Source organism: Parabacteroides sp. CH2-D42-20 (genome assembly GCF_003670185.1).
Taxonomy (GTDB): domain Bacteria; phylum Bacteroidota; class Bacteroidia; order Bacteroidales; family Tannerellaceae; genus Parabacteroides; species Parabacteroides distasonis.
In genome coordinates, this window is the sequence record NZ_RAYG01000031.1 from 49552 (window position 1) to 70842 (window position 21291).

At 44.1% G+C, this 21291-nt stretch carries 17 protein-coding genes and 2 tRNA genes; 5 read left to right on the plus strand and 14 right to left on the minus strand.

The window, feature by feature from the left end; translation table 11 throughout:
• Positions 1 to 2: 2 nt before the first annotated feature.
• Both D7V92_RS17495 and D7V92_RS17500 read right to left on the minus strand, forming a co-directional pair.
• Entirely contained in the window at positions 3 to 1112 is a 1110-nt protein-coding gene (locus tag D7V92_RS17495; RefSeq protein ID WP_121773395.1) for an efflux RND transporter periplasmic adaptor subunit, read from the minus strand.
• Between the two features lie 56 nt (positions 1113 to 1168).
• Positions 1169 to 1519, minus strand: a complete 351-nt coding sequence (locus D7V92_RS17500) for a hypothetical protein (protein WP_009018581.1) — start codon at positions 1517 to 1519, stop codon at positions 1169 to 1171.
• A gap of 169 nt (positions 1520 to 1688) precedes the next feature.
• Between D7V92_RS17500 and D7V92_RS17505 the strand changes: the two genes are divergently transcribed.
• Positions 1689 to 3236 carry a M28 family metallopeptidase gene (locus D7V92_RS17505; RefSeq protein WP_009018582.1) on the plus strand — a complete coding sequence of 516 codons (1548 nt, stop codon included), beginning with the start codon at positions 1689 to 1691 and terminating at the stop codon, positions 3234 to 3236.
• A 141-nt stretch (positions 3237 to 3377) separates the two neighbouring features.
• Here the strand turns inward: D7V92_RS17505 and D7V92_RS17510 are convergent.
• From D7V92_RS17510 to panC, 9 genes are all read right to left on the minus strand, one after another.
• Positions 3378 to 3451 (minus strand) — tRNA-His (locus tag D7V92_RS17510).
• 92 nt (positions 3452 to 3543) lie between these two features.
• Positions 3544 to 3617, minus strand: a tRNA-His gene (locus D7V92_RS17515).
• Positions 3618 to 3715: 98 nt separating this feature from the next.
• Entirely contained in the window at positions 3716 to 4612 is an 897-nt protein-coding gene (folD, locus tag D7V92_RS17520) for a bifunctional methylenetetrahydrofolate dehydrogenase/methenyltetrahydrofolate cyclohydrolase FolD (protein WP_005865864.1), read from the minus strand.
• A gap of 22 nt (positions 4613 to 4634) precedes the next feature.
• Positions 4635 to 5972, minus strand: coding sequence for a signal recognition particle protein (ffh, locus tag D7V92_RS17525; RefSeq protein WP_005861632.1), 1338 nt, complete (start codon positions 5970 to 5972; stop codon positions 4635 to 4637).
• Between the two features lie 101 nt (positions 5973 to 6073).
• A complete protein-coding gene (locus tag D7V92_RS17530; protein WP_121773396.1) occupies positions 6074 to 7984 on the minus strand; it encodes a heavy metal translocating P-type ATPase in 1911 nt (636 codons plus the stop codon).
• An 80-nt stretch (positions 7985 to 8064) separates the two neighbouring features.
• On the minus strand, positions 8065 to 8502 hold the full coding sequence (locus D7V92_RS17535) for a Fur family transcriptional regulator (RefSeq protein ID WP_008774104.1): 438 nt from the start codon (positions 8500 to 8502) through the stop codon (positions 8065 to 8067).
• A 143-nt stretch (positions 8503 to 8645) separates the two neighbouring features.
• Positions 8646 to 9968: an MATE family efflux transporter gene (locus D7V92_RS17540; protein WP_008774105.1), complete on the minus strand. Its 1323-nt coding sequence runs from the start codon at positions 9966 to 9968 to the stop codon at positions 8646 to 8648.
• Between the two features lie 98 nt (positions 9969 to 10066).
• Positions 10067 to 10417: an aspartate 1-decarboxylase gene (gene panD, locus D7V92_RS17545; RefSeq protein ID WP_005861624.1), complete on the minus strand. Its 351-nt coding sequence runs from the start codon at positions 10415 to 10417 to the stop codon at positions 10067 to 10069.
• A gap of 13 nt (positions 10418 to 10430) precedes the next feature.
• On the minus strand, positions 10431 to 11270 hold the full coding sequence (gene panC, locus D7V92_RS17550) for a pantoate--beta-alanine ligase (RefSeq protein WP_121773397.1): 840 nt from the start codon (positions 11268 to 11270) through the stop codon (positions 10431 to 10433).
• Between the two features lie 100 nt (positions 11271 to 11370).
• Here panC and D7V92_RS17555 point away from each other — a divergent pair, with 100 nt between their 5' ends.
• Positions 11371 to 12195: a glycogen/starch synthase gene (locus tag D7V92_RS17555; protein WP_005861620.1), complete on the plus strand. Its 825-nt coding sequence runs from the start codon at positions 11371 to 11373 to the stop codon at positions 12193 to 12195.
• Positions 12196 to 12206: 11 nt separating this feature from the next.
• Entirely contained in the window at positions 12207 to 13583 is a 1377-nt protein-coding gene (locus D7V92_RS17560) for a DUF4270 domain-containing protein (RefSeq protein WP_121773398.1), read from the plus strand.
• A gap of 139 nt (positions 13584 to 13722) precedes the next feature.
• Here the strand turns inward: D7V92_RS17560 and D7V92_RS17565 are convergent, their stop codons facing one another.
• The 3 genes from D7V92_RS17565 to D7V92_RS17575 are packed head-to-tail and all read right to left on the minus strand — an operon-like array spanning position 13723 to position 18268.
• Entirely contained in the window at positions 13723 to 15015 is a 1293-nt protein-coding gene (locus tag D7V92_RS17565) for a glycoside hydrolase family 57 protein (RefSeq protein ID WP_005861616.1), read from the minus strand.
• A gap of 35 nt (positions 15016 to 15050) precedes the next feature.
• Complete coding sequence (locus tag D7V92_RS17570; RefSeq protein WP_005865850.1) at positions 15051 to 16319, minus strand: glycosyltransferase; 1269 nt, start codon at positions 16317 to 16319, stop codon at positions 15051 to 15053.
• Positions 16320 to 16333: 14 nt separating this feature from the next.
• Positions 16334 to 18268 carry a glycogen debranching enzyme N-terminal domain-containing protein gene (locus tag D7V92_RS17575; RefSeq protein WP_121773399.1) on the minus strand — a complete coding sequence of 645 codons (1935 nt, stop codon included), beginning with the start codon at positions 18266 to 18268 and terminating at the stop codon, positions 16334 to 16336.
• A 406-nt stretch (positions 18269 to 18674) separates the two neighbouring features.
• On the opposite strand from D7V92_RS17575, the gene D7V92_RS17580 reads away from it, so the two are divergent.
• Both D7V92_RS17580 and D7V92_RS17585 read left to right on the plus strand, forming a co-directional pair.
• The gene (locus D7V92_RS17580; protein ID WP_199718921.1) at positions 18675 to 20774 is read left to right on the plus strand and encodes a M3 family metallopeptidase; all 2100 of its coding nucleotides are present in this window, start codon (positions 18675 to 18677) and stop codon (positions 20772 to 20774) included.
• An 80-nt stretch (positions 20775 to 20854) separates the two neighbouring features.
• Positions 20855 to 21289 (plus strand): dCMP deaminase family protein, encoded by a 435-nt coding sequence (locus D7V92_RS17585; protein ID WP_008778036.1) that lies wholly within the window; start codon positions 20855 to 20857, stop codon positions 21287 to 21289.
• Positions 21290 to 21291: the final 2 nt, after the last annotated feature.

Sequence of the window (21291 nt, forward strand, 5' to 3'; positions counted from 1 at the left end):
CGTTAGCGTGCGTCAAGTAAATAAAACGCTCCCGTAGCTACGATCTCGTCACCTACGTTCAAGCCGGATAAAACCACCGTCTTGCCATCTTCAGTAAGGCCGGTCTCGATCTTTTGTTTCCGATAATCGTTATTCCCCAATTCCACCAATACGTACATATTCTCCTCTTCCTGCAAGATAGCGGAAGTAGGTATACGGATTACCTCCGCCTCACGGTCGCTCAACTTGACCGTGCCGTACATCTCCGGTTTCATCAAACGGGTACTGTTATCGCACTCGATCAAGACCTCCACCGAACGGGTATCGGGGTCCAGCATCTCGCTGATATGATAAATCTTTCCCGATATCGGTTTATCCGGCATGGCTACCAACCGAATTTCCACCTCATCCAAAGCCTGTATTAAACTCAAATCCTTCTCTTTTACATGGGCGACCACCCATACCTTGCTCAAATCGGCGATGACAGCTACTGGCTCGGCGTCCTCTTTCATATATTGCCCGATTACGATCCGATCTTTCACGACCTCACCGGCTATAGGCGAGCGAACGATCAATGGTTGCCCCAAAGCCATTTCATCCGGATTAATCTGAAAGACTTTTAATGCGGCTACCATATTCTCATAGTCTTTTTTCTTTAACTCGTAATTCACCTCGGCCTCTTCCAATTCCTTTTGGACACCAACCTTGTTTTTCATCAAGTCTTTCTCCCGATTCAAACTTTTCAAAGCCAGTTCCATCTCTTGGCGAGCTTGGTAATAAGATTTCCCCGCCTCATAAACAGCGGGAGCGCTAATCTCGAAGATCGGACTACTGGGGGCCACTTTCTGCCCTAAGCGAACGAACGATTTCGTAATTCGCCCGCTTACCGGTGAAGCCACCTCCGCATAATTAGAAGGAATCGCCTGTACGACCCCCGAGGTGGTAAACTCCATACGATAAGGTTCCCGTTTAACCGTTTCCTTTGTCAATTTGGATAAAACAGGAGATTCGGAACCGATATGTATAATATCCCCTTTGAGTGTTACGGCATTCGCAGACTCATCCTCTTGCTTTTGGGTATGGCAAGAGCATAGTACTATCGCTGGAAGCAATAGTAAAAATATAGATTTCATATAAGATGCGTAAAATGTTTAGTATAAAAAGTGATTCTAATTGCTTGATCCATATTTCATACTAAACAAGGGGGAGCACGCAGTATGGCACGCCAAACAGGGTGTAATGTTATCCCTTTTCCTGGCCAGGAAACCACCCTCATCAAAAATACCAAAGCCATAACCACCGACAAGTCTGGTATCAATTCCATACATAACCCTGTCAGCTCCTCGATCGTATTAAAACCGGCCGCACTATGATCATGATGGGGCAAGCCATCGGTACCCGGCAAATAAGGGTGAGAGTGAGTGATACTGTATGTCAGGAAATAGTGCGTATGGGTAAAGGTCGTACCACCTACGTAGTAACTCATGAAGAGTACCACCAAAAGGGGCCTTAACCATTGTAAGCTACGCAGTGTTTTCATTCGCCAATCCTGTTTACGCCGCAAAGTTATATAAAAGAATAACATTAAGCTTTACATATCCAGTACTTAAATTATAAAATTTAAAAGAAACCCCGACTTAAACAGACAAATTATTTGGTGTAACCCGATTTTATCTTTTTATTTGCAGTAATGAAATAAACACTACTTTATGAAAAAGATTTTACTCGTTTGTGCGGCGCTAGCCTGCATGGCGACTTCTCCTGTACCAGCGCAGGATGCGGCCGTAAAGAAAATTATCGAGATGGGTCAGAATGACAATCAAGTGATGCATCAGCTGGATATCCTTACGAACCGCTTTGGCGGACGTTTAATCGGTTCCGACGCTTATGAGAACGCCGCCGAGTGGATGGTGCGTGAGTTTAAGAGTTGGGGACTCGATGTCCAATTAGAAGAGGCCGGTACCGTCCCTGTCGGCTTTAATCGAGGACCTTGGTTCGGACGCTTGTTGAGCGACAACGGAATGATCCTGCATTTCGCCACCCCTTCCTACACTTCCGGAACGAAAGGCGTGCAACGTGGGCATGCGGTGATGGAGCCTCGTAACGACGAGGAGTTCCAGCAAATCAAAGGAAGGTTGAATGGTGCTTGGGTTCTTATCTCAGGGAAAAACGCAGGTTGGCCTATCGACCGCTCCGCCTCGGGAGATTCCATCCGTGCGGAGATCAAGAAAGAGAACAGCGAGATCATGAAGAAAAACAATGATCTAAGACGCCGCAACTGGGAAAACGGGGAGAAAAACGAGATGTTGCCTTATAAAGAATTCCCCGGATTATATTATAAGGAAATGTGCGAGGCCGGAGCTTTAGGTTTTATCCAATCCTCCACCGTACCTATCCGTGCGTTATACGACCGGAAAATGATGAACGACCCGAATACGAACTTCGACAATCTGCCGGAACTTCCGGATATCAAATTAGACGAGCATCAATTCGCGATCATCGAACAAATGGTGAAAGAGAGACGTACATTCGAACTAGAGTTCGATATTCGTAATCATTTTAAATTAGGCCCGGTTAAATACCATAATGTCGTAGCATCTATCAAAGGCAGCAAATACCCGGACGAATATGTTATTATCAGCGGTCACTTAGATGCTTTCGACGTGGCTACCGGAGGCATCGATTGCGGTACTGGAATCGGACCGATGATGGAAGCCGCTCGCATGATCGCCAAATCCGGAGCCAAGCCTAAGCGCACGATCTTATTTATCGGATTCGCCGGTGAGGAATTTGGCTTATTAGGAGCACAAGCTTGGGTGAAAGCGCATAAGGATAAATTACCCAAAATCGCTAATTTGTTCAATCGTGACGGTGGCCCGGAACCTCCTGTCGGTATCTCCGTCCCTCAAGCCATGTATGATGATTTCGTGAAGATCAGCGAACCCATCCAAAAAATCCGTCCGGACTATCCTTTCGAGGTAAAAGTTCGTGAACCCCGTAAACGCCCGACACGCATGGGGGGAACAGACGCATCAGTTTTCGCCATCGAAGGTGTCCCCACATTAGGTTTCACCACAGAAGATTTCAAAGGATATGATTTTGATTACGGCGAAATCTGGCATACGGAACGGGATTTATACACAAAGAACATCCCCGAATACCAAGAACATACGGCTACGGTTACCGCTATCATAGCCCTCGGTGTAGCGAATCTGGATAAGCAATTATCAAGAGAAGGTTTATATACCGAAGAGTAGGTCAGCACGATCGCTATCATAAGGAGTTTACAATGCCTATTGTAAGCTCCTTATGATGGGCATCATAAAAGACTTACAATGCCCATTATAAGAAATAGAAAAAGGATATGCCCTAATAGACATATCCTTTTCTCATTCTAGGGTGAAAGATGGGGCTCGAACCCACGACCCTCGGAACCACAATCCGATGCTCTAACCAACTGAGCTACTCTCACCATATAAAAAAACCTTTCATTCTTCACAGACACCTTGGTTCATAAAACCTTGTTTTATTCATAACAAGATTTTTATCTAAAAAACCACAATGGGTGAAAGATGGGGCTCGAACCCACGACCCTCGGAACCACAATCCGATGCTCTAACCAACTGAGCTACTCTCACCATATCCGCCTTTCAAAGGATTCCCCCTTTAAGACGGCGCAAAGATAGGTATAAATTCTGATTACACAAACCTTTTGCGAACTTTTTTATCCATCCACTTACTTATAGATCGCTTTCTTTCCCGCTAACAATGTGTTACGCATCAAAGAAATGATTGTCATAGGCCCTACGCCACCCGGAACCGGAGTGATATAGGAACATTTAGGAGCCACCTCGTTAAACAAGACATCTCCCGTTAACTTAAATCCGCTCTTGGTTACGCTGCTTGGCATACGGGTTGTTCCCACGTCTACGATCACGGCGCCTTCCTTCACCATATCCCCTTTCAAGAATTCAGGAACACCTAAAGCCACGATAATAATATCAGCAGACAGGCACATCTCCTTCAAGTTCTTAGAACGGCTATGGCATACGGTCACCGTACAATCGCCCGGATAAGATTTCTGCATCATCAAGGTAGCCATCGGCTTGCCGACAATATTGCTGCGTCCCAAAACCACGCAATGCTTTCCTTGCGTCTCGATATGATAACGCTTCAATAATTCCAAGATACCGGCAGGCGTAGCCGATACGAAACAAGGTAAACCGATAGACATACGTCCCACGTTAATCGGATGGAAACCGTCCACGTCTTTACGATAATCGATCGCCTCAATCACCTTCTGCTCGGATATATGTTTCGGAAGCGGAAGCTGTACGATAAAGCCATCCACATCCGGATCATTATTTAACTCATCGACCTTACGAAGCAATTCTTCCTCTGTAACATCCTCCTCAAAGCGAATTAAGGTAGACTTAAAACCAATCTCCTGACAAGTCTTGACTTTACTAGCCACATAAGTCTCGCTACCACCGTCATGGCCCACCAAAATAGCGGCCAAGTGAGGGATCTTACCTCCGGCAGCCTTGATCTGGGCCACCTCCTCAGCCATCTCCTTCTTCATCTGAGCGGAAACGGCCTTACCATCCAGCAATTGATAATGTTGTTCTTCCATATTATTGATTGTCTCCTGTTAATTAACGTCTGAACGAGGGCTTCATCGAAGGTAGCTTCATCTTCCCCGACTTTGCGGAAGTAAGCATACGCATCATCTTACGGGTCTCATCAAATTGCTTGATCAGCTTGTTCACCTCCTGGATGCTCGTACCGCTACCTTTGGCGATACGCTGACGGCGTGAGCCATTCAAAATAGCCGGGTTGCTACGCTCATCCGGAGTCATCGAATAAATGATAGCCTCGATACTCTTGAACGCGTTATCATCGATATCCACGTCTTTCAATGCCTTTCCTACGCCCGGGATCATAGATGCCAGCTCTTTCAAGTTACCCATCTTCTTGATCTGTTGGATCTGGGAGATAAAGTCGTTAAAATCGAACTGGTTCTTAGCGATCTTCTTCTGCAAACGTTTCGCTTCTTCCTCGTCATATTGCTCTTGCGCACGTTCCACCAAAGACACGATATCACCCATGCCTAAGATTCGATCCGCCATACGTTCAGGGTGGAAAATATCCAAGGCATCCATCTTCTCGCCCGTACCGACAAACTTAATCGGCTTATCAACAACCGTACGGATCGACAAAGCGGCACCACCACGGGTATCACCATCCAACTTCGTAAGTACGACGCCGTCGAAGTTCAGCCGCTCATTAAATTCCCTCGCGGTATTCACGGCATCCTGACCCGTCATGGCATCTACTACGAACAAGGTCTCATCCGGCTGGATAGCGCTCTTGATAGCGGCGATCTCGTTCATCATCTGCTCATCGATAGCCAAACGACCGGCGGTATCCACGATCACGACGTCATTGCCTTTAGCCCGTGCCTCGCGGATAGCGTTCATAGCGATCTCCACCGGATTCTTATTCTCCAATTCCATGTATACCGGAACACCTACCTGCTCTCCGACTACACGCAACTGCTCGATAGCTGCCGGACGATACACGTCGCAAGCGGCTAATAATGGTTTCTTATTTTTCTTGGTCTTTAATAAAGACGCTAGTTTACCTGTGAAAGTAGTCTTACCCGAACCTTGCAAACCGGACATCAATATAATGGCGGGATTTCCCTGCAAATTCACGTCGACTGCCGTACCTCCCATCAAGCTGGCCAACTCATCGTGAACAATCTTAACCATCAACTGACTAGGCTTAACCGATGTAAGCACATTCTGTCCTAAAGCCTTCTCTTTTACCGTATCCGTAAAACTCTTGGCAACCTTATAATTGACGTCGGCATCCAACAACGCTTTACGCACATCCTTCAATGTTTCCGCCACATTGATCTCGGTAATCTTGCCTTCGCCCTTCAACAGTTTAAACGATCTGTCTAACCTTTCGCTTAAGTTCTCAAACATAATTCGTATGTGTATTTATATTATTTTCTACTGGATTAAGGGGCAAAGGTACGAAAAAGAGATGAGTATGCGATGAAAGCGATCTCGAAATTCTTCACTTCTCAACGTTTTAGTATACGGATCGAATTAAGAACCGCCAGCAAAGATACGCCTACATCCGCAAAAACAGCTTCCCAAAGCGTGGCAAAACCGAAGGCTCCCGCCACAAGGACTATCACCTTCACGCCAATAGATCCCACGATATTCTGACGGACGATATTCCGGGTAGCACGTCCGATAGAAATAGCTTCCGCTACTTTAGAGGGCTGGTCCGTTTGGATAACCACGTCCGCGCTCTCGATGGCCGCATCCGATCCCAATCCACCCATCGCAATACCGACATCACTTAAAGCCAGTACCGGCGCATCGTTCATCCCATCGCCCACAAAGGCAACCGACTTATCCGGCTCCGCCGTTAATCGCTCTATATAAGCGGCTTTATCCTCCGGCAGCAGATTACCATACGCTTTATCGACACCCAAACGCTCAGCGAATTGATTCACGATCTCTTGCTTATCCCCGGACAACAAGCAAATATTTTTAACATCCAGATCCTTTAACCGACGAATCGCATCCACGGCATCCTTCTTCAAGGTATCCGAAAGGAGAAGATGCCCCGCATATTTCCCATCGATCGCACAAACCACCACGGTAGAAACACTATCGGATAATTCCTTCGGGACAGGAATATCACGTTCGGCCAATAAACGAATGTTACCGACAAGCACCTGCCGACCGTTCACGATAGCCTCGACACCATGCCCTGCCAATTCCCGCATGTCAGTGATTTCCATCGGCACGCTATCTTGTTTTTCCGCATAGCGAACTACAGCCTGCGCTACCGGATGGGTACTTTTCCGCTCTACTGATAACAAAACACTCAAAAGATCAGAAGCCGGGATACCCGTGCTTTCCACCGTTGTGACCTCAAAACGCCCGGTAGTCAATGTACCGGTCTTATCGAACGCTACCGTATTTACCCGTGTGATCGCATCTAAATAATTACCGCCCTTAAATAATATCCCGGCACGAGAAGCGGCGCCTATACCACCGAAATACCCGAGCGGAACACTTATAACCAAGGCACAAGGACAAGAAATAACCAAGAAAACCAATCCCCTATATAACCAATCCGAGAAAACATACTGGAAAGAAGGCGTCACCATCCCTACCAAGGCTGGAACCGACACGATTAGAAACGACAGAAGAATCACGATTGGGGTATAAATCCGTGCGAAACGCCGAATAAACAATTCCGCCGGCGCTTTCCGCTCCGAGGCATCTTTCACCAAAGCCAAAATACGGGCCAAGGCACTTTGCTCGTACGGCCGATTCACTTGTATACGTACCGCCTGTCCCTGCGCAATCATTCCGGCAAGCACCTCCTCACCCTCACAGATAGAACGAGGCATACTTTCCCCAGTTAATGCCGAAGTATCGAACTGTGCCTCGGCTTCCAATAAAACGCCATCCAAAGGCACACGTCCGCCGGGCTTCACCTCGATCCGCTCGCCTACTTTCACATCCTTCGGAGATACATTCATATATGTACCCGTCCGCCATACATCCGTTCGTTCCGGCCGGACATCTAATAAGTCACTGATATTCTTCGAAGCTTTATTCACGGCTAGAAGTTGCAACCTCTCTCCTACCGTATAGAAAAGCATCACGGCTACGGCCTCGGGATACTCCCCAATACAAAACGCCCCGATCGAGGCGATCGCCATTAACGAGAACTCACTAAAAAAGTCTTTCTGCAAAGCCGCTTCCCAAGCTTCTCGCATAACAGGAAGTCCTACCGGCAAAAAAGCGACCAGAAACCAAATAGCCTCTATCCAAGACTCAGCAAACCAACTTATCCCCGAGTACTTCCCGATAAGTCCTATCACCAACAAAACGAAAGAAACCGTCGGCATCCATAAACCGGAACTTCCGTGCGAATGGCAATGTTCGCATCCACATGTTGTACTCATAATCTTATCTATTTTAATTATTTACTTCTTGATTACGGTACAAAGGTAAGAGAAGGGAGTTGCAACTTGATTGCAAATTATCAGGGTTTCTGGGAACGTCGCTTATTACACAATGGGCAAACACCCTTTACCGTATAATTAATGGTATCCATTATATATCCTTCCGGCAATTGAGCGACCGGGATCTTGATATTATTTAAACAAGAGGTTTTACGGCATACCTCGCAGAAAAAATGAATATGCCTATCACCCACTGGGCATGTCTCCGAACGGCTCTGGCATATCTCATATTTTATAGAGCCACTACCATCTTCGAAAGAATGGATCGCATGATGTTCCAATAACAAGGCCAATGAACGGGAAATGGTCGATTTATCCAACGTCTCCAACTCCGCCTCCAATTCGAACAGGGAAGCCGGGCTGGTTCGTTCTGATAATTTTTGCAAGACAAGGATCCGTGCGGCAGTAGGCCGTACTCCTTTTCCTACCAACATATCTTCACATTGCTTCGTGGACATGAGTTACCTTTCTTATTTGATTACAATACAAAAATACGAACAATTTCCCAATATTCACAGTTCAAAAAAACACGTACATGTTTTTCAGAATTCACGTACGTGTTTTCGAAAAAAGACGTACGTGTTTTTTTCCCCTCATATACTTATATTCTCTTATTTTGCCAAGAGGCTTTCTTTAAATAGATTACGCTAGCGACGAGCAATCCACTATAGTAAATAGCCTCTGTCAAGAAGCATACGGCTACCGGCAAACGCAAACGCATCCCAGCGACATATACAAAAAGCACATACAGAATCAATACCGCCGCTTCCATAAAAAGCGCAGAACGTGTATTTCCCGTACCCGACACCCCGTTGAACGCCACATTAGCTACCGATCCGATCAATAAAGAACCGACAATCACGTAGACGGATGGAACCGAGGCCGCCACTAATGAAGCGTCATTCGTATAAACAGACACGACCCATCCCGGCATCAAACTGACAATAGCGGCAAACACGACCATAATGCCCAACGATAACTTACAGATCTTCCAGATAGTCGGTATAACTTGATTGATCGCTCCCGCCCCGATACTATTACTCACGAACGTGTTTGTCGTGGTCGCCAAGGAATTAACGGGAATCAACATCACGACGTAAATACTACGTACGATATTCGCCACCGCCAACTCCCGTTGCCCCAAATGCTCCACAGCGATAAAGAACATAAACCAAGTAGCGATAGACAAGAAATATTGCAGCATCGTGAACACGGAAATATCCAGCACCCGTTTCAACAAGCCAAAATCAAAAGAACGAATCTGGTTAAGCGCATATTTACGTATATCTACGGTAAGTCTCGTGTAAACCACGAAAAAGAGAATCGATACCGCCTCGGCTATGACGGAAGCGATAGCCGCCCCTTGAATGCCCATCTTTGGGAATCCGGCATGTCCGAAAATCAAAAGATAATCCAGTAAGACATTCGTCATTGCCATCAAGACAGCGTTCAATGTCAACACCTTTGTACGAGTAATACCAATAAAAAGAGCCCGGAACATCACGTTCACGAAAGAGAAGAAGAAGCCAAACACACGCCAATCCAAAAATTCCTCCGTGGCATTCAAGATAGCGTCCGAAGAAATCAATACACGCATCACGTCTCCCGCGAAAAAACGAGAAAACAAGAACAATATAGCAGCCAGCGACAATAGGAAGAAAACGCCTTGTATCATGACAGGCCCTATCTGGTCATAACGTCCCTCTCCATTTCTACGGCCAATCACGATTTGAGATCCCGTACTAAAACCGAAGGCAATCGTAAAAGCGCAGATATAATAAAGTCCTCCCATAGCGGAAGCCCCCAACTCGACTTCACCAACCCTACCTAGAAAAGCCGTATCAGTCACGTTTATCACGTTTTGCGCCAACAAGCTCAAAAAGATCGGGTAGCTAACATTCCATATATTCCTGTTCGTGTACATAACTCGCTTATTACTTAAATTTATGAAGATAAAAAAAGCCCGCCGCATCCCGACGAGCTTTTCTTATGATTAGAGATCTCTACAAAGCCTAGCGTCTGCTATATCAACTTATTTGTCGCCGTATCGGGAAATACCACGGAAGGCTTGAATGTTTTCGCCTCCTCGAAATCCATCATGGCATACGACATAACGATAATAATATCTCCGGGTTGAGCCTTACGGGCAGCCGCTCCGTTCAAGCAAACCACTCCCGAGCCACGTTCGCCCTTGATAATATACGTCTCAAAACGTTCTCCGTTATTATTATTCACGATCGAGACCTTCTCGTTCGCAATCAAATTAGCGGCGTCCAACAAATCCTCGTCGATAGTGATGCTACCGATATAGTTTAAGTTAGCTTCCGTTACCGTTACCCGGTGAATTTTTGACTTTACTACCTCTATAAACATGTATGACTTATAATTAGTATTTGATATTGTCGATCAAACGTACCTCTCCGCAATATACCGTGATGCAACCTACCGGATAATCGGTATCCGACCAGTTCTTGATAGACTCTAACGTATTGCCATCTACGATCTCGTAGTACTCAACTTCCATGACAGGATCGCTATTAATCGTATTGACAACATAGTCAATCACTTCTTGTACGCTTTTTCCGGGCACAAAGGTAGTACTTTCTTTTAACGTACGAGCAATTAACGGAGCTTTTTGACGTTGTTCCGGTGTCAAACGGGTATTCCGGCTACTCAAGGCCAAGCCATCGCCCTCACGAACGATCGGACAAGCATTGATCGTTACAGGGATATTCAATTGTCTCACCATCGCCCGGATCACAGCGATCTGCTGGAAATCCTTTTCCCCGAAATAAGCGTTATCCGGCTCCACGATATAGAACAATTTACTTACCACCTGCGCTACACCGTTAAAATGCCCCGGACGCTTAGCGCCTTCCATTACCTCAGATACCGTTCCCAAATCAAACGTACGGGTATCTGGCTCCGGATACATCTCTTCTACAGAGGGAGCGAATACATAGTCACAACCGGCAGATTCTAATAACGCACAATCAGCCTCCAACGTACGGGGATACGTTTCCAAGTCGTGTTTGTCATTAAATTGGGTTGGATTTACAAAAACACTGACTACACATACATCATTGTTTTTCACGCAATGTTGTACCAAGCTAAGATGTCCATTATGCAGTGCTCCCATGGTAGGAACAAAGCCAATTTTCTTATTATCCTGCTTTGCCTCAGCAAGATAAGCCTTCAAATCTTTAATACTATTTACTATTTTCATCAGATAGATGCTTAATTGACGGTGCAAAGCAACTAAATAATTACCGTAAATAAAAGATTTTTCGTATCTTTGTAGCGTCTTTATAAAACTAGTTTACAGAATGGATGCAAAAAAAATCTTGTTTATAGCCCAAGAAATCACTCCCTACCTTCCCGAATCCGAGATCGCGACAATATGTAGAAATTTGCCGCAAGGAATTCAGGAGCGTGGTCGCGAAATCAGGACATTCATGCCAAAATTCGGAAATATCAACGAGCGCCGCAATCAGTTGCACGAGGTTATCCGTCTGTCTGGTATGAATCTTATTATTGACGACACGGACCATCCTCTGATCATTAAGGTAGCATCCATTCAATCGGCCCGGATGCAGGTTTACTTTATTGACAACGAGGATTTCTTCCAACGGAAATCCACGGTCAGCGATGAGAATGGAAATGAGTATGAAGATAATGACGATCGTTCGATCTTCTATGTACGCGGAGTATTGGAAACCGTAAAAAAATTGCGTTGGATTCCTGATGTAATCCATTGCCATGGCTGGATGTCAGCGTTAACGGCTCTTTACATCAAGAGAATGTATGCCGATGACCCGTGCCTGCGTAATGCGAAAATCGTTTATTCGATCTACAACGATGACTTCAAGAACCCGCTAAACAAAGATTTCGCGACAAAACTGAAGGCGGACGGAGCCAAAGAAGCTGACTTGAAGTTAATCAAGGCAGATACAAGTTTTGTGGGCCTAACCAAATTAGCGATTGATTTCGCTGATGGTGTAATCCAAGGTAGCGAGACGATCAATCAAGAAGTCCTTGATTATATCTCTGCCAAGAAAGATACTCCTTTCCTTCCCTATCAGTCACCGGAAACTTATATGGACGAGTTCAATAAGTTCTACGACGTGGTATTGGATTCTAACACGAAATAATAAATGTAGTAATGAAAATCAAGCTTTTAATACTTGGACTTGGCCTTGGTGCTAGCATTTTGGCCGGGTGTAATGATGATTTTAGTTCGATAGGAACAAGTATTCAGCCAGGCGACGATACAATTGCGGTATATATGGACACGTTCCAGATACAAGCCACTACGGTGCAATTAGATTCTATTTACGCAAGGTCTACTAGCGCCCAGTTGGGTGAACTCTACGATCCGCTGTATGGTAACCTTGTATCGGATTATATGTGCCAATTCTATTGTCCGAGTGATTTTCAATTTGCGCATACACCTTATGAGGGAAAAATTGATTCGGTGGAATTCAATATATATTATAATGGTTCCAATAAAAACGGTGTATGGGTAGGAGACTCCTTGGCGCCTATGCGTGCGGAGATCTTTAAAATTACAAGTCCATTACAAAAGAATTTTTATACAAATATTGACCCTAAGCAATATTGCAATATGCAAGAGTCAATGGGTGCTCAAGCTTATACTGCTTATAACACAAGTATATCCGACTCCCTTAGAAACTCTGATGGTTACAGCCCTCATGTAAGCATTAAAATGCCTACTGAGTTCGGACAAAAATTTTATGATGAAACGATTAATAATCCGGGTACATTCAAGAATCAAGAAACTTTCAATGAGTTTTTCCCGGGGCTTTATGTAACAACGACCTTCGGTAGTGGTAATATATTGTCCGTGGCTAGCTCTGTCCTTAAGATATATTATAATCATGCGGTTAAAAGCACAGCAGGAAAAGACTCTTTAATAACCACGTGGGAAGCTTTCTCCGTCACTAAAGAGGTTATTCAGCTAAGTCGTTTCAAAAATACGGATATGAGTCAATTGCTACAACCGAACGACAGCTATGCATTCTTTAAGACTCCTGCCGGCGTTTGTACACGCATCGTTCTTCCGACACAGGAAATTACTCCGATCATGGAAAAACGTATCGTGAATAATTTACCACTAGAGTTAAAAGCGATGCCGCAAGAAGATTGGCAATATGCATTGGCTCCTCCTCCTTATCTATTAATATTGCCAGAGGATTCGGTAAAAAGTTTCTTTGAGGGTAGTCAGATTGACAATAATGTAACCTCGTTTCTATCCAATGCTTACGATGCGACTACTCGTACGTACTCATTCCCGAATCTTGCCAATTTATTAAAATATCAGATGGAGAATAATCCGGACAAAGATTTGAGCCTACTTCTTATCCCTGTTCAACGAACAACTACCACAAACAACAGTTACGGTCAAAGTACAGTTGTTACAACAGCCATCACGAATTATCTAGCTCCTTCAGGAGTAAAGATACGAAAGGATGAAGAGGTGATGAAAATTGGTATTACATCATGTAAATATGTCAGATAGCAAAGAATCTATATAATAAAAAAAGCGAGATGTTTTTCATCTCGCTTTTTTTATATCCGTATCTCTAAGGCAAAAAATAACGGGTCCCTAAAAGGACCCGTCACTCTCCAAAAATAGTCTAGTCAAATCAATTAACGACTTATTTCTTCGCCGCCTTCTTTTTTAATTTATCTAATTCTTTCTGTAGACTCTCGATTTCCTCTCCTTGATTCTTAATCGTAGAAAGCAATGAATTCAATTCCTCATTCTCTATGTTTTCCGGGAATTCCGCATTCACACGAACAATGAAATCGGAAAGAACATTCATATAGTTATTAAATGCGTCATACGGATTATCGTAAGGGCTAAAGCCTCCCTGTCCCATATGCTTTGTACTCATATAATAGAAATGGTCACTGCTCTGCAGATAGTACCAGTCCTGACGGATACGACGAGTCTGAGACAAACGAACACGTTCACCGATCTCGTTAATCTTACGGAACGCTTCCTGCTGCAATACATTTCCTAACCAAGAACTACAATCTCTCTCCTCATCTACCCAAGAGATCGGATAAGGAACGGAGATAGAGTCTACCGGCTTGATCAATGTAAATACTTCCGATGGAGTAGAGAAACTAATACCCTTATCTGCGGCAAAACGAGGCAAAGCCTTGAAGAACTCAAAAATACCGGTTGAAGCTGGATGCAAAGATCCCAGCACCTCATAATTCATAAACAAATTAATGATTTGCTCTGAATCCGGAGTAGCAGCGATCCATGACATATACTTATCGGCTGTCAAAGGATACTCATTCCAACTATAATCACTGAAACGGTTCGATAAATCCTCGCTGAAACGGTCATTCTTCAATAATAAACTCAACTTCGGAGCTACGCAAGAAGAATACATATAGTTCGGACTCTTCCAACCTAAGATATGCTTAGCACCCTCCGTCAACATTCCCTTATAGCCCATCTCAGAAACCATAGCGGAAATATCATCCGAGTAAATCAACTCCGTATTACGGAACACTTTCGGTTTAACCCCGAATAAAGTCTTGATCTTATCTTCTTGTTTCTTTACTTGATGCTTGAACTCCTCCGGATCTCCCAAGGAAGAAAGAGAATGAGCATAAGTCTCAGACAAGAATTCCACATTCCCCGTAGCCGCCAATTCCTTAAAGCTATCGATCACTTCCGGAGTATAAATCTCCATCTGCTCCAACGCTACGCCGGAAATAGAGAACGCTACCTTAAACTTACCACCACTGGTCTTAATCATCTCCAAAATAGTCCGGTTAGCCGGCAAGTAACATTGTTCAGCTATACGATGGATAATCTCCTCATTCTGGAAATCATCGTAATAGTAATGGTCGTTACCTATATCGAAGAAGCGATATCTTTTTAAACGGAACGGCTGATGTATTTGAAAATAAAAGCAGATCGTTTTCATAATATTGTTTGTTTTATTTTTGTCTTGTCGTTAATTTATTTGTTACCTATCACATTGTCGTAAATACGACGAACCTTTTGTCCGGCATACTCCCATTTGATATTATCCACCTCTTTCTTACCTTCCACTTTCAAGAACTCATGCATGGCAGGATAAGTAATAATAGAATACATGGCATCCGCTAACGCCTCAATATCCCAATAATCCACCTTAATCGCATAATCCAAGATCTCGGCGCAACCGGATTGTTTAGAAATGATAGAGGGTACACCACATTGCATGGCTTCCAACGGAGAGATACCAAAAGGCTCGGAAACCGAAGGCATCACATATACATCACTGGCTTTCAACACCTCATAGACCTGCTTACCCTTCATAAATCCAGTAAAGTGGAAACGATCTGAAATATTACGTGCCGCAGCCAAACGAATCATTTGATCCATCATATCACCACTACCAGCCATCACGAAACGTGCATAAGGAGCCTTAGCCAAAACCTTTGCGGCAGCCTCAACGAAATATTCCGGCCCTTTCTGCATCGTGATACGACCTAAGAATGTAATAACCTTATCCTTTACACCCTTTTTATCTGGGATCGCTAAAATCTCAGGACTTAAAGGCTCTACGGCGTTATGTACGGTCGTTACCTTAGAGGGATCTTGATGATATTTCTCAATCACCGTCTGACGAGTCAAATTACTCACCGTTATGATATGGTCTGCATTGTCCATACCATTCTTCTCAATCGCATAGACATCCGGATTCACATTACCGCGACTACGATCGTAATCCGTAGCATGAACATGGATGACCAAAGGCTTACCACTCACATTTTTAGCGTGAATACCCGCCGGATAAGTTAACCAGTCGTGCGCATGGATGATATCATACTCTTCCGTACGAGCGATCACGCCTGCCACGATCGAATAGTTATTAATCTCTTCCAGCAAGTTATCCGGATAACGTCCGGAGAACTCAAGGCACCCTAAATCAGTCACATGACGATAACTGAAATCCGCATAAATATGATCCCTGTACTTATAATACTGGTCAGCGTTCATTCCCGCTTTGGAAACCCGTTGCTGCACATATTCACGGTCAACATCCTTCCAAACAATCGGAACTTGGTTGACACCCACTATCTTTAGAAAGCTCTGGTCTTCATCGCCCCAGGGCTTCGGTATACAAAAAGTAATATCCATATCGGGCTGCATTGCCATGCCTCGTGTCAAACCGAAACTGGCCGTTCCTAAACCGCCCAAGATATGAGGAGGAAATTCCCATCCAAACATTAATGCTTTCATAATGGTACTTAGTTTTATTCGGCGTTATACTTCTTCAACAAATCCACAACACGGAGGATAGCAGCAACGTTCATCGCAAATGAGACAGCTCCACGTCCGGTAAACGGCGGGTTACCATCAAACAATTCCGGGATCGTTCCTATACAATGCAATGACATCTCCTCCTCTAAGCTTATCAACATACGTTCAGCAAAAGCAACGCCACTCTTTCCGAATACACGCAAATAAGCTTCTAAATAGGCGCCTAACAACCACGGCCAAGCAGTACCTTGGTGATAAGCCAAATCTCGTTCATATTGCGGCCCCACATAATACGGGCGATATCCTTCGCTCTTCGGACTCAAGGAACGCAAGCCCTTCGGGGTAAGCAACTCTTTCGTCACGATATCCACTACGGCACGTTTCTGCATCCTCGTCAATGGGGAATAAGGCAATGCCACAGCGAAAATCATATTAGGCCGTACGCTCCAATCTACCGTAGAACCATTCACGGAATCGAACAAATAATTATACCCGTTCACAAAGGTTTCCGGGAACGATTTATCCATCGACTTGATAATCGGATCAATACCCTCGACAGGTACTCCCCCCATCAATTCTGTATAGAAACAAAGAGCATTATACCAAAGAGCGTTAAATTCCACTATATAACCAGAACGAGTTACAACAGGTTTTCCGTTTACGGTAGAATTCATCCAAGTAATCGCCTTATCTTTTCCATTAGCGAAAAGTAAACCATTCTCCATCAATTTCATATCGGGATGTTTCTGGTCCCGTATATAATCGATAACTTCTTTCACGAAATCGCCGTATAGCTCACGTGCCTTTTCAACGCCCTCATGCTTAGCATACTGTTGGATCGACCAGATCGCCCATAAAAAGACATCCGGATGCTCGATCTCACGAATTACCGCATCGAAACGCCCATTCGCCATATACGCCCGCATCGCCGGCATCGCCGTATGCATGATCTTCTCAAAACGAACCGGATCATCGATAGACAACGTACTACCCGGAAGAGCTACGAACAAATCTCTCGCACGTACTTTAAACCATGGATAGCCCGCTAATAGATAAGCGTCGTCTTCCTTGGGACGAAAATAAAATTGCTGAGCGGAATTCTTCAAGCAATTGAAGAAGCTAGTACGAGGCGTACGAGCTACGACCTCATTCTCATACAGTGCCTTCAAGCGGGTAGTTGCCACTGCACTATCGCCAGCGCTGAAAATAATAGTCTCCCCTTTTTTGATAGGGACCTCGAAATATCCGGGAACATACAAATCCTCCTGATAAGGATATCCCCTCTCTTGTTCTTTCGGATACTCGATGCCATTGTACCAATACGGCTCATACACAAATTTAACTTTCTTGTTAAATTGCATATACAGTTCCGGATAACCGGGATACATACATGTCTTGATTCCGTTTGTGACTTCCTCGTAAGATTGGTTCACGTTACCATTGGCTTGCGTTAAGTTCTTCACGCTACGGAAAGCGAGGAAAGGACGGAAACGTAAGGTCGTAGCGGAATGAGCATCTTCCAACGTATACTTAATCATGATACGATTCTCGTACATGGAAAACACTTTCTCTTTCGAGAAGATCACACCTCCTACACGGTAAAGCGTACGAGGTACTGTCTCTGAGCTATACTCGCGGATGTACTTATGTCCCTTGGGACTGAAATTATCGCCTGCATATTTATGCAACCCAAGATTAAATTCGGCACCATGTTGAATTACCGTCTCATCAAAAGAAGACAGTAACACATGGTTGTCATCATCAATCGCAGGCACAGGCATAACGAGTAGTCCGTGGTATTTCCTGGTATTACAATCAACAACAGTAGTGCAGTGATAGGCTCCCAAACGGTTGGTTCGAAGCACCTCACGAGTCAGCGACTCTTCCAGGTTTATCATTACTGTTTTGTCAAATTTAAGATAACTCATATGTGTATTTGGGTTTTAAGTTACTTTCTTTAATATCAAAATGAAATTATTTTCGTTTCTGAGAATCAAAAGTATTATTTAATAACTAAAAAAACAAACTGTCTTTTATATTTATTTAGAAAAAAAGGCACCCTTCTTCTACGATAAACTTATAGATCAAGGCTTTAAAAAGAAAGGTGCTCTAAAGGAGTGTTTTCAAACATATAAATTTTTGTTAAATCAATCCTATTATCATATTCATCAAAGCTCAAAATCAAGGTACAGCCCCCCGAAAACAAGCCTCGGTTTAGTCATAGGAAATGTTCTATTTTTCATTTTAAATCAATCTGAATATAAAAACAGATGCCTATAATGTTCCTGTGATTAAAATGCCTACCTTTGCGGAAATTTACAAACAATTTTTAATATGAGGAAGTTATTATATAATGTAGTAATTTTATTAAGCGCAATTCAAATGACACACGCAGCAAATAACCCTTTCTTCGGGAAGTTTAAAACACCATTCGAGACCCCTCCTTTCGATAAGATCAAGATCGAGCATTATGAGCCCGCTTTCGACGAAGGAATCAAGCAAATGGAAAAAGAGGTGCAAGAGATCGCCAATAACCCGCAACCGGCTACTTTCGAGAATACGGTAGTAGCTCTGGAACGTAGCGGCAAATTATTAGAAACAGTCTCTTCTGTTTTTTTTAATGTATTAGGGGCAGAGGCTAACGACGAGATGATGGAAATCTCGCAACGTGTCTCCCCGAAGTTATCCCAGACATCCAATAACATCTTCTTAAATGAGAAGCTACTTGCTCGGGTCAAATCAATCTATGATAAAAAAGAACAACTGAACCTTTCTACCGAGGATGCTAAATTGCTGGAAGACCTTTACGAGTCGTTTAAAGCGAATGGGGCTACGTTAAATAAAGATGACAAGGAAAAATACCGCAAGCTAAGTATGGACCTAAGCATGTTAACCTTGCAGTTCGATCAAAACGCCTTGAAAGATAAAAACCGGTTCGAATTACAAATAACGGACGAGAACGAACTATCCGGCTTACCCGAAAGTGCTCGTGACGCAGCGGCCATGTTAGCCAAAAGTAAAGATAAAAACGGATGGTTATTCAATCTCTCGGCTCCGAGTTACATTCCATTCATGCGTTATTCCGACAAGCGTGATTTGCGAGAGAAAATGTATCGTGAATACATGAGCGTAGGAAATAAAGGGGATGAGTTCGACAATAAGGACATTATCAAAAAGATCGTTAATATCCGCCTAGAGATCGCCCAGTTGATGGGATTCAAGAATTACGCCGAATATGCGCTGGAACACACGATGGCTAAAAACTCAGCGAACGTATACAAATTATTGAATCAGTTACTCGAAGCTTATAAACCGATAGCGATCAACGAATACAATGCGGTAGAAGGATTCGCGTTAGGTACAGAGAAAGAGAATATCACCGTTATGCCTTGGGACTGGAGTTATTATTCCGAGAAGTTACGGGATATCCGCTTCAAGGTAAACGACGAGATGACTCGCCCTTATTTCGAGTTGAGCAACGTAAAGAAAGGCGTATTCGGATTAGCTACCCAGCTCTACGGTATCACCTTTAAGGAAAACAAGAAAATCCCGGTTTATCATCCGGAAGTAGACGCTTACGAAGTATACGATGCCGATGGTAAGTTCCTTGCTATCCTTTATACGGATTTCTTCCCTCGTGACGGAAAACAATCCGGCGCTTGGATGAACAATATCAAGGCTCAATACAAAGATAAAGACGGAAAAGATAGCCGTCCTCAGATCGTTATCGTGATGAACTTTACCCGTCCGACAGACACGAAGCCCTCTTTGTTAAGTTTCGACGAGGTGAACACGCTCTTGCATGAGTTCGGGCACTCCTTGCACGGCATGCTAGCGCAAGGAACATATTCCAGCCTTTCGGGAACCAGCGTTTATCGTGATTTCGTAGAATTACCTTCCCAGATCATGGAGAACTGGTTGACTGAAAAAGAGTTCTTAGATCAGATCGCCGTTCATTACCAGACCGGAGAGAAAATCCCGCAAGAGATGATACAAAGCTTGGTAAACGCCTCAAACTTCAACGCTGGCTACCTTTGCTGCCGCCAATTAAGCTTTGGCTTGCTGGATATGGCATGGCATACGTTGGAGCAACCTTTCGACGGTGACGTAGCGGCATTCGAGAAAAAAGCTTGGGCTCCGACCGTAATCATGCCGGAAGTACCGGAAGCCTTGATGGGCACAAGCTTCGGACATATTTTCTCCGGAGGATACGCAGCAGGCTATTACGGATATAAATGGGCCGAGGTATTAGACGCCGACGCTTTCTCCGTTTTCAAATCGAAAGGAATCTTCAACAAGGAGGTCGCGAAATCTTTCCGTGACAATATCTTATCCAAAGGTGGTACGGAAGATCCCGCCGTGTTATACAAGCGTTTCCGTGGACAAGAGCCAACGATAGACGCCTTATTAATCCGTAATGGTATTAAGAAGTAATAATTTACCGGGCGATAAGCCCGGTAAATCTAAATAATCACTACCTTTGTGTCTGGATTAAAAGACAAAAGAGTAAACAAATGTGCGAGAAAACAGAAAAACAGCACGAATTAGATAAACGTTACCTGCGAATGGCCGCTATCTGGGCCGAGAATTCGTACTGTAAACGACGCCAAGTGGGCGCATTATTAGTAAAAGATAAAATGATCATATCCGACGGATACAATGGAACACCCGCCGGTTTTGAAAATGTTTGCGAAGACGAGAACAATGTCACCAAGCCTTATGTTCTACATGCGGAGGCTAACGCCATCACAAAAGTGGCAGCCTCATCGAACAGCAGTAAAGGAGCGACCATTTATGTGACCTCCTCCCCTTGCATTGAATGCGCGAAATTAATCATACAATCCGGGATCAAGCGAGTGGTCTATTCCGAGAATTATCGAATAGCGGACGGCTGCGAATTATTGAAGCGTGCCGGTATCATAGTAGATTATATAGATTTGAACGAATAAAT

What these genes read in the sequence shown, in the direction of transcription:
- D7V92_RS17555 (WP_005861620.1), top strand. Translation starts at nt 11,371, where the DNA reads ATGGATGCAAAAAAAATCTTGTTTATAGCCCAAGAAATCACTCCCTAC.
- ffh (WP_005861632.1), bottom strand. Translation starts at nt 5,972, where the DNA reads ATGTTTGAGAACTTAAGCGAAAGGTTAGACAGATCGTTTAAACTGTTG.
- D7V92_RS17530 (WP_121773396.1), bottom strand. Translation starts at nt 7,984, where the DNA reads ATGAGTACAACATGTGGATGCGAACATTGCCATTCGCACGGAAGTTCC.
- D7V92_RS17500 (WP_009018581.1), bottom strand. Translation starts at nt 1,519, where the DNA reads ATGAAAACACTGCGTAGCTTACAATGGTTAAGGCCCCTTTTGGTGGTA.
- D7V92_RS17570 (WP_005865850.1), bottom strand. Translation starts at nt 16,319, where the DNA reads ATGAAAGCATTAATGTTTGGATGGGAATTTCCTCCTCATATCTTGGGC.
- D7V92_RS17495 (WP_121773395.1), bottom strand. Translation starts at nt 1,112, where the DNA reads ATGAAATCTATATTTTTACTATTGCTTCCAGCGATAGTACTATGCTCT.
- D7V92_RS17535 (WP_008774104.1), bottom strand. Translation starts at nt 8,502, where the DNA reads ATGTCCACGAAGCAATGTGAAGATATGTTGGTAGGAAAAGGAGTACGG.
- D7V92_RS17565 (WP_005861616.1), bottom strand. Translation starts at nt 15,015, where the DNA reads ATGAAAACGATCTGCTTTTATTTTCAAATACATCAGCCGTTCCGTTTA.
- panD (WP_005861624.1), bottom strand. Translation starts at nt 10,417, where the DNA reads ATGTTTATAGAGGTAGTAAAGTCAAAAATTCACCGGGTAACGGTAACG.
- D7V92_RS17585 (WP_008778036.1), top strand. Translation starts at nt 20,855, where the DNA reads ATGTGCGAGAAAACAGAAAAACAGCACGAATTAGATAAACGTTACCTG.
- D7V92_RS17575 (WP_121773399.1), bottom strand. Translation starts at nt 18,268, where the DNA reads ATGAGTTATCTTAAATTTGACAAAACAGTAATGATAAACCTGGAAGAG.
- panC (WP_121773397.1), bottom strand. Translation starts at nt 11,270, where the DNA reads ATGAAAATAGTAAATAGTATTAAAGATTTGAAGGCTTATCTTGCTGAG.
- D7V92_RS17540 (WP_008774105.1), bottom strand. Translation starts at nt 9,968, where the DNA reads ATGTACACGAACAGGAATATATGGAATGTTAGCTACCCGATCTTTTTG.
- folD (WP_005865864.1), bottom strand. Translation starts at nt 4,612, where the DNA reads ATGGAAGAACAACATTATCAATTGCTGGATGGTAAGGCCGTTTCCGCT.
- D7V92_RS17505 (WP_009018582.1), top strand. Translation starts at nt 1,689, where the DNA reads ATGAAAAAGATTTTACTCGTTTGTGCGGCGCTAGCCTGCATGGCGACT.
- D7V92_RS17560 (WP_121773398.1), top strand. Translation starts at nt 12,207, where the DNA reads ATGAAAATCAAGCTTTTAATACTTGGACTTGGCCTTGGTGCTAGCATT.
- D7V92_RS17580 (WP_199718921.1), top strand. Translation starts at nt 18,675, where the DNA reads ATGAGGAAGTTATTATATAATGTAGTAATTTTATTAAGCGCAATTCAA.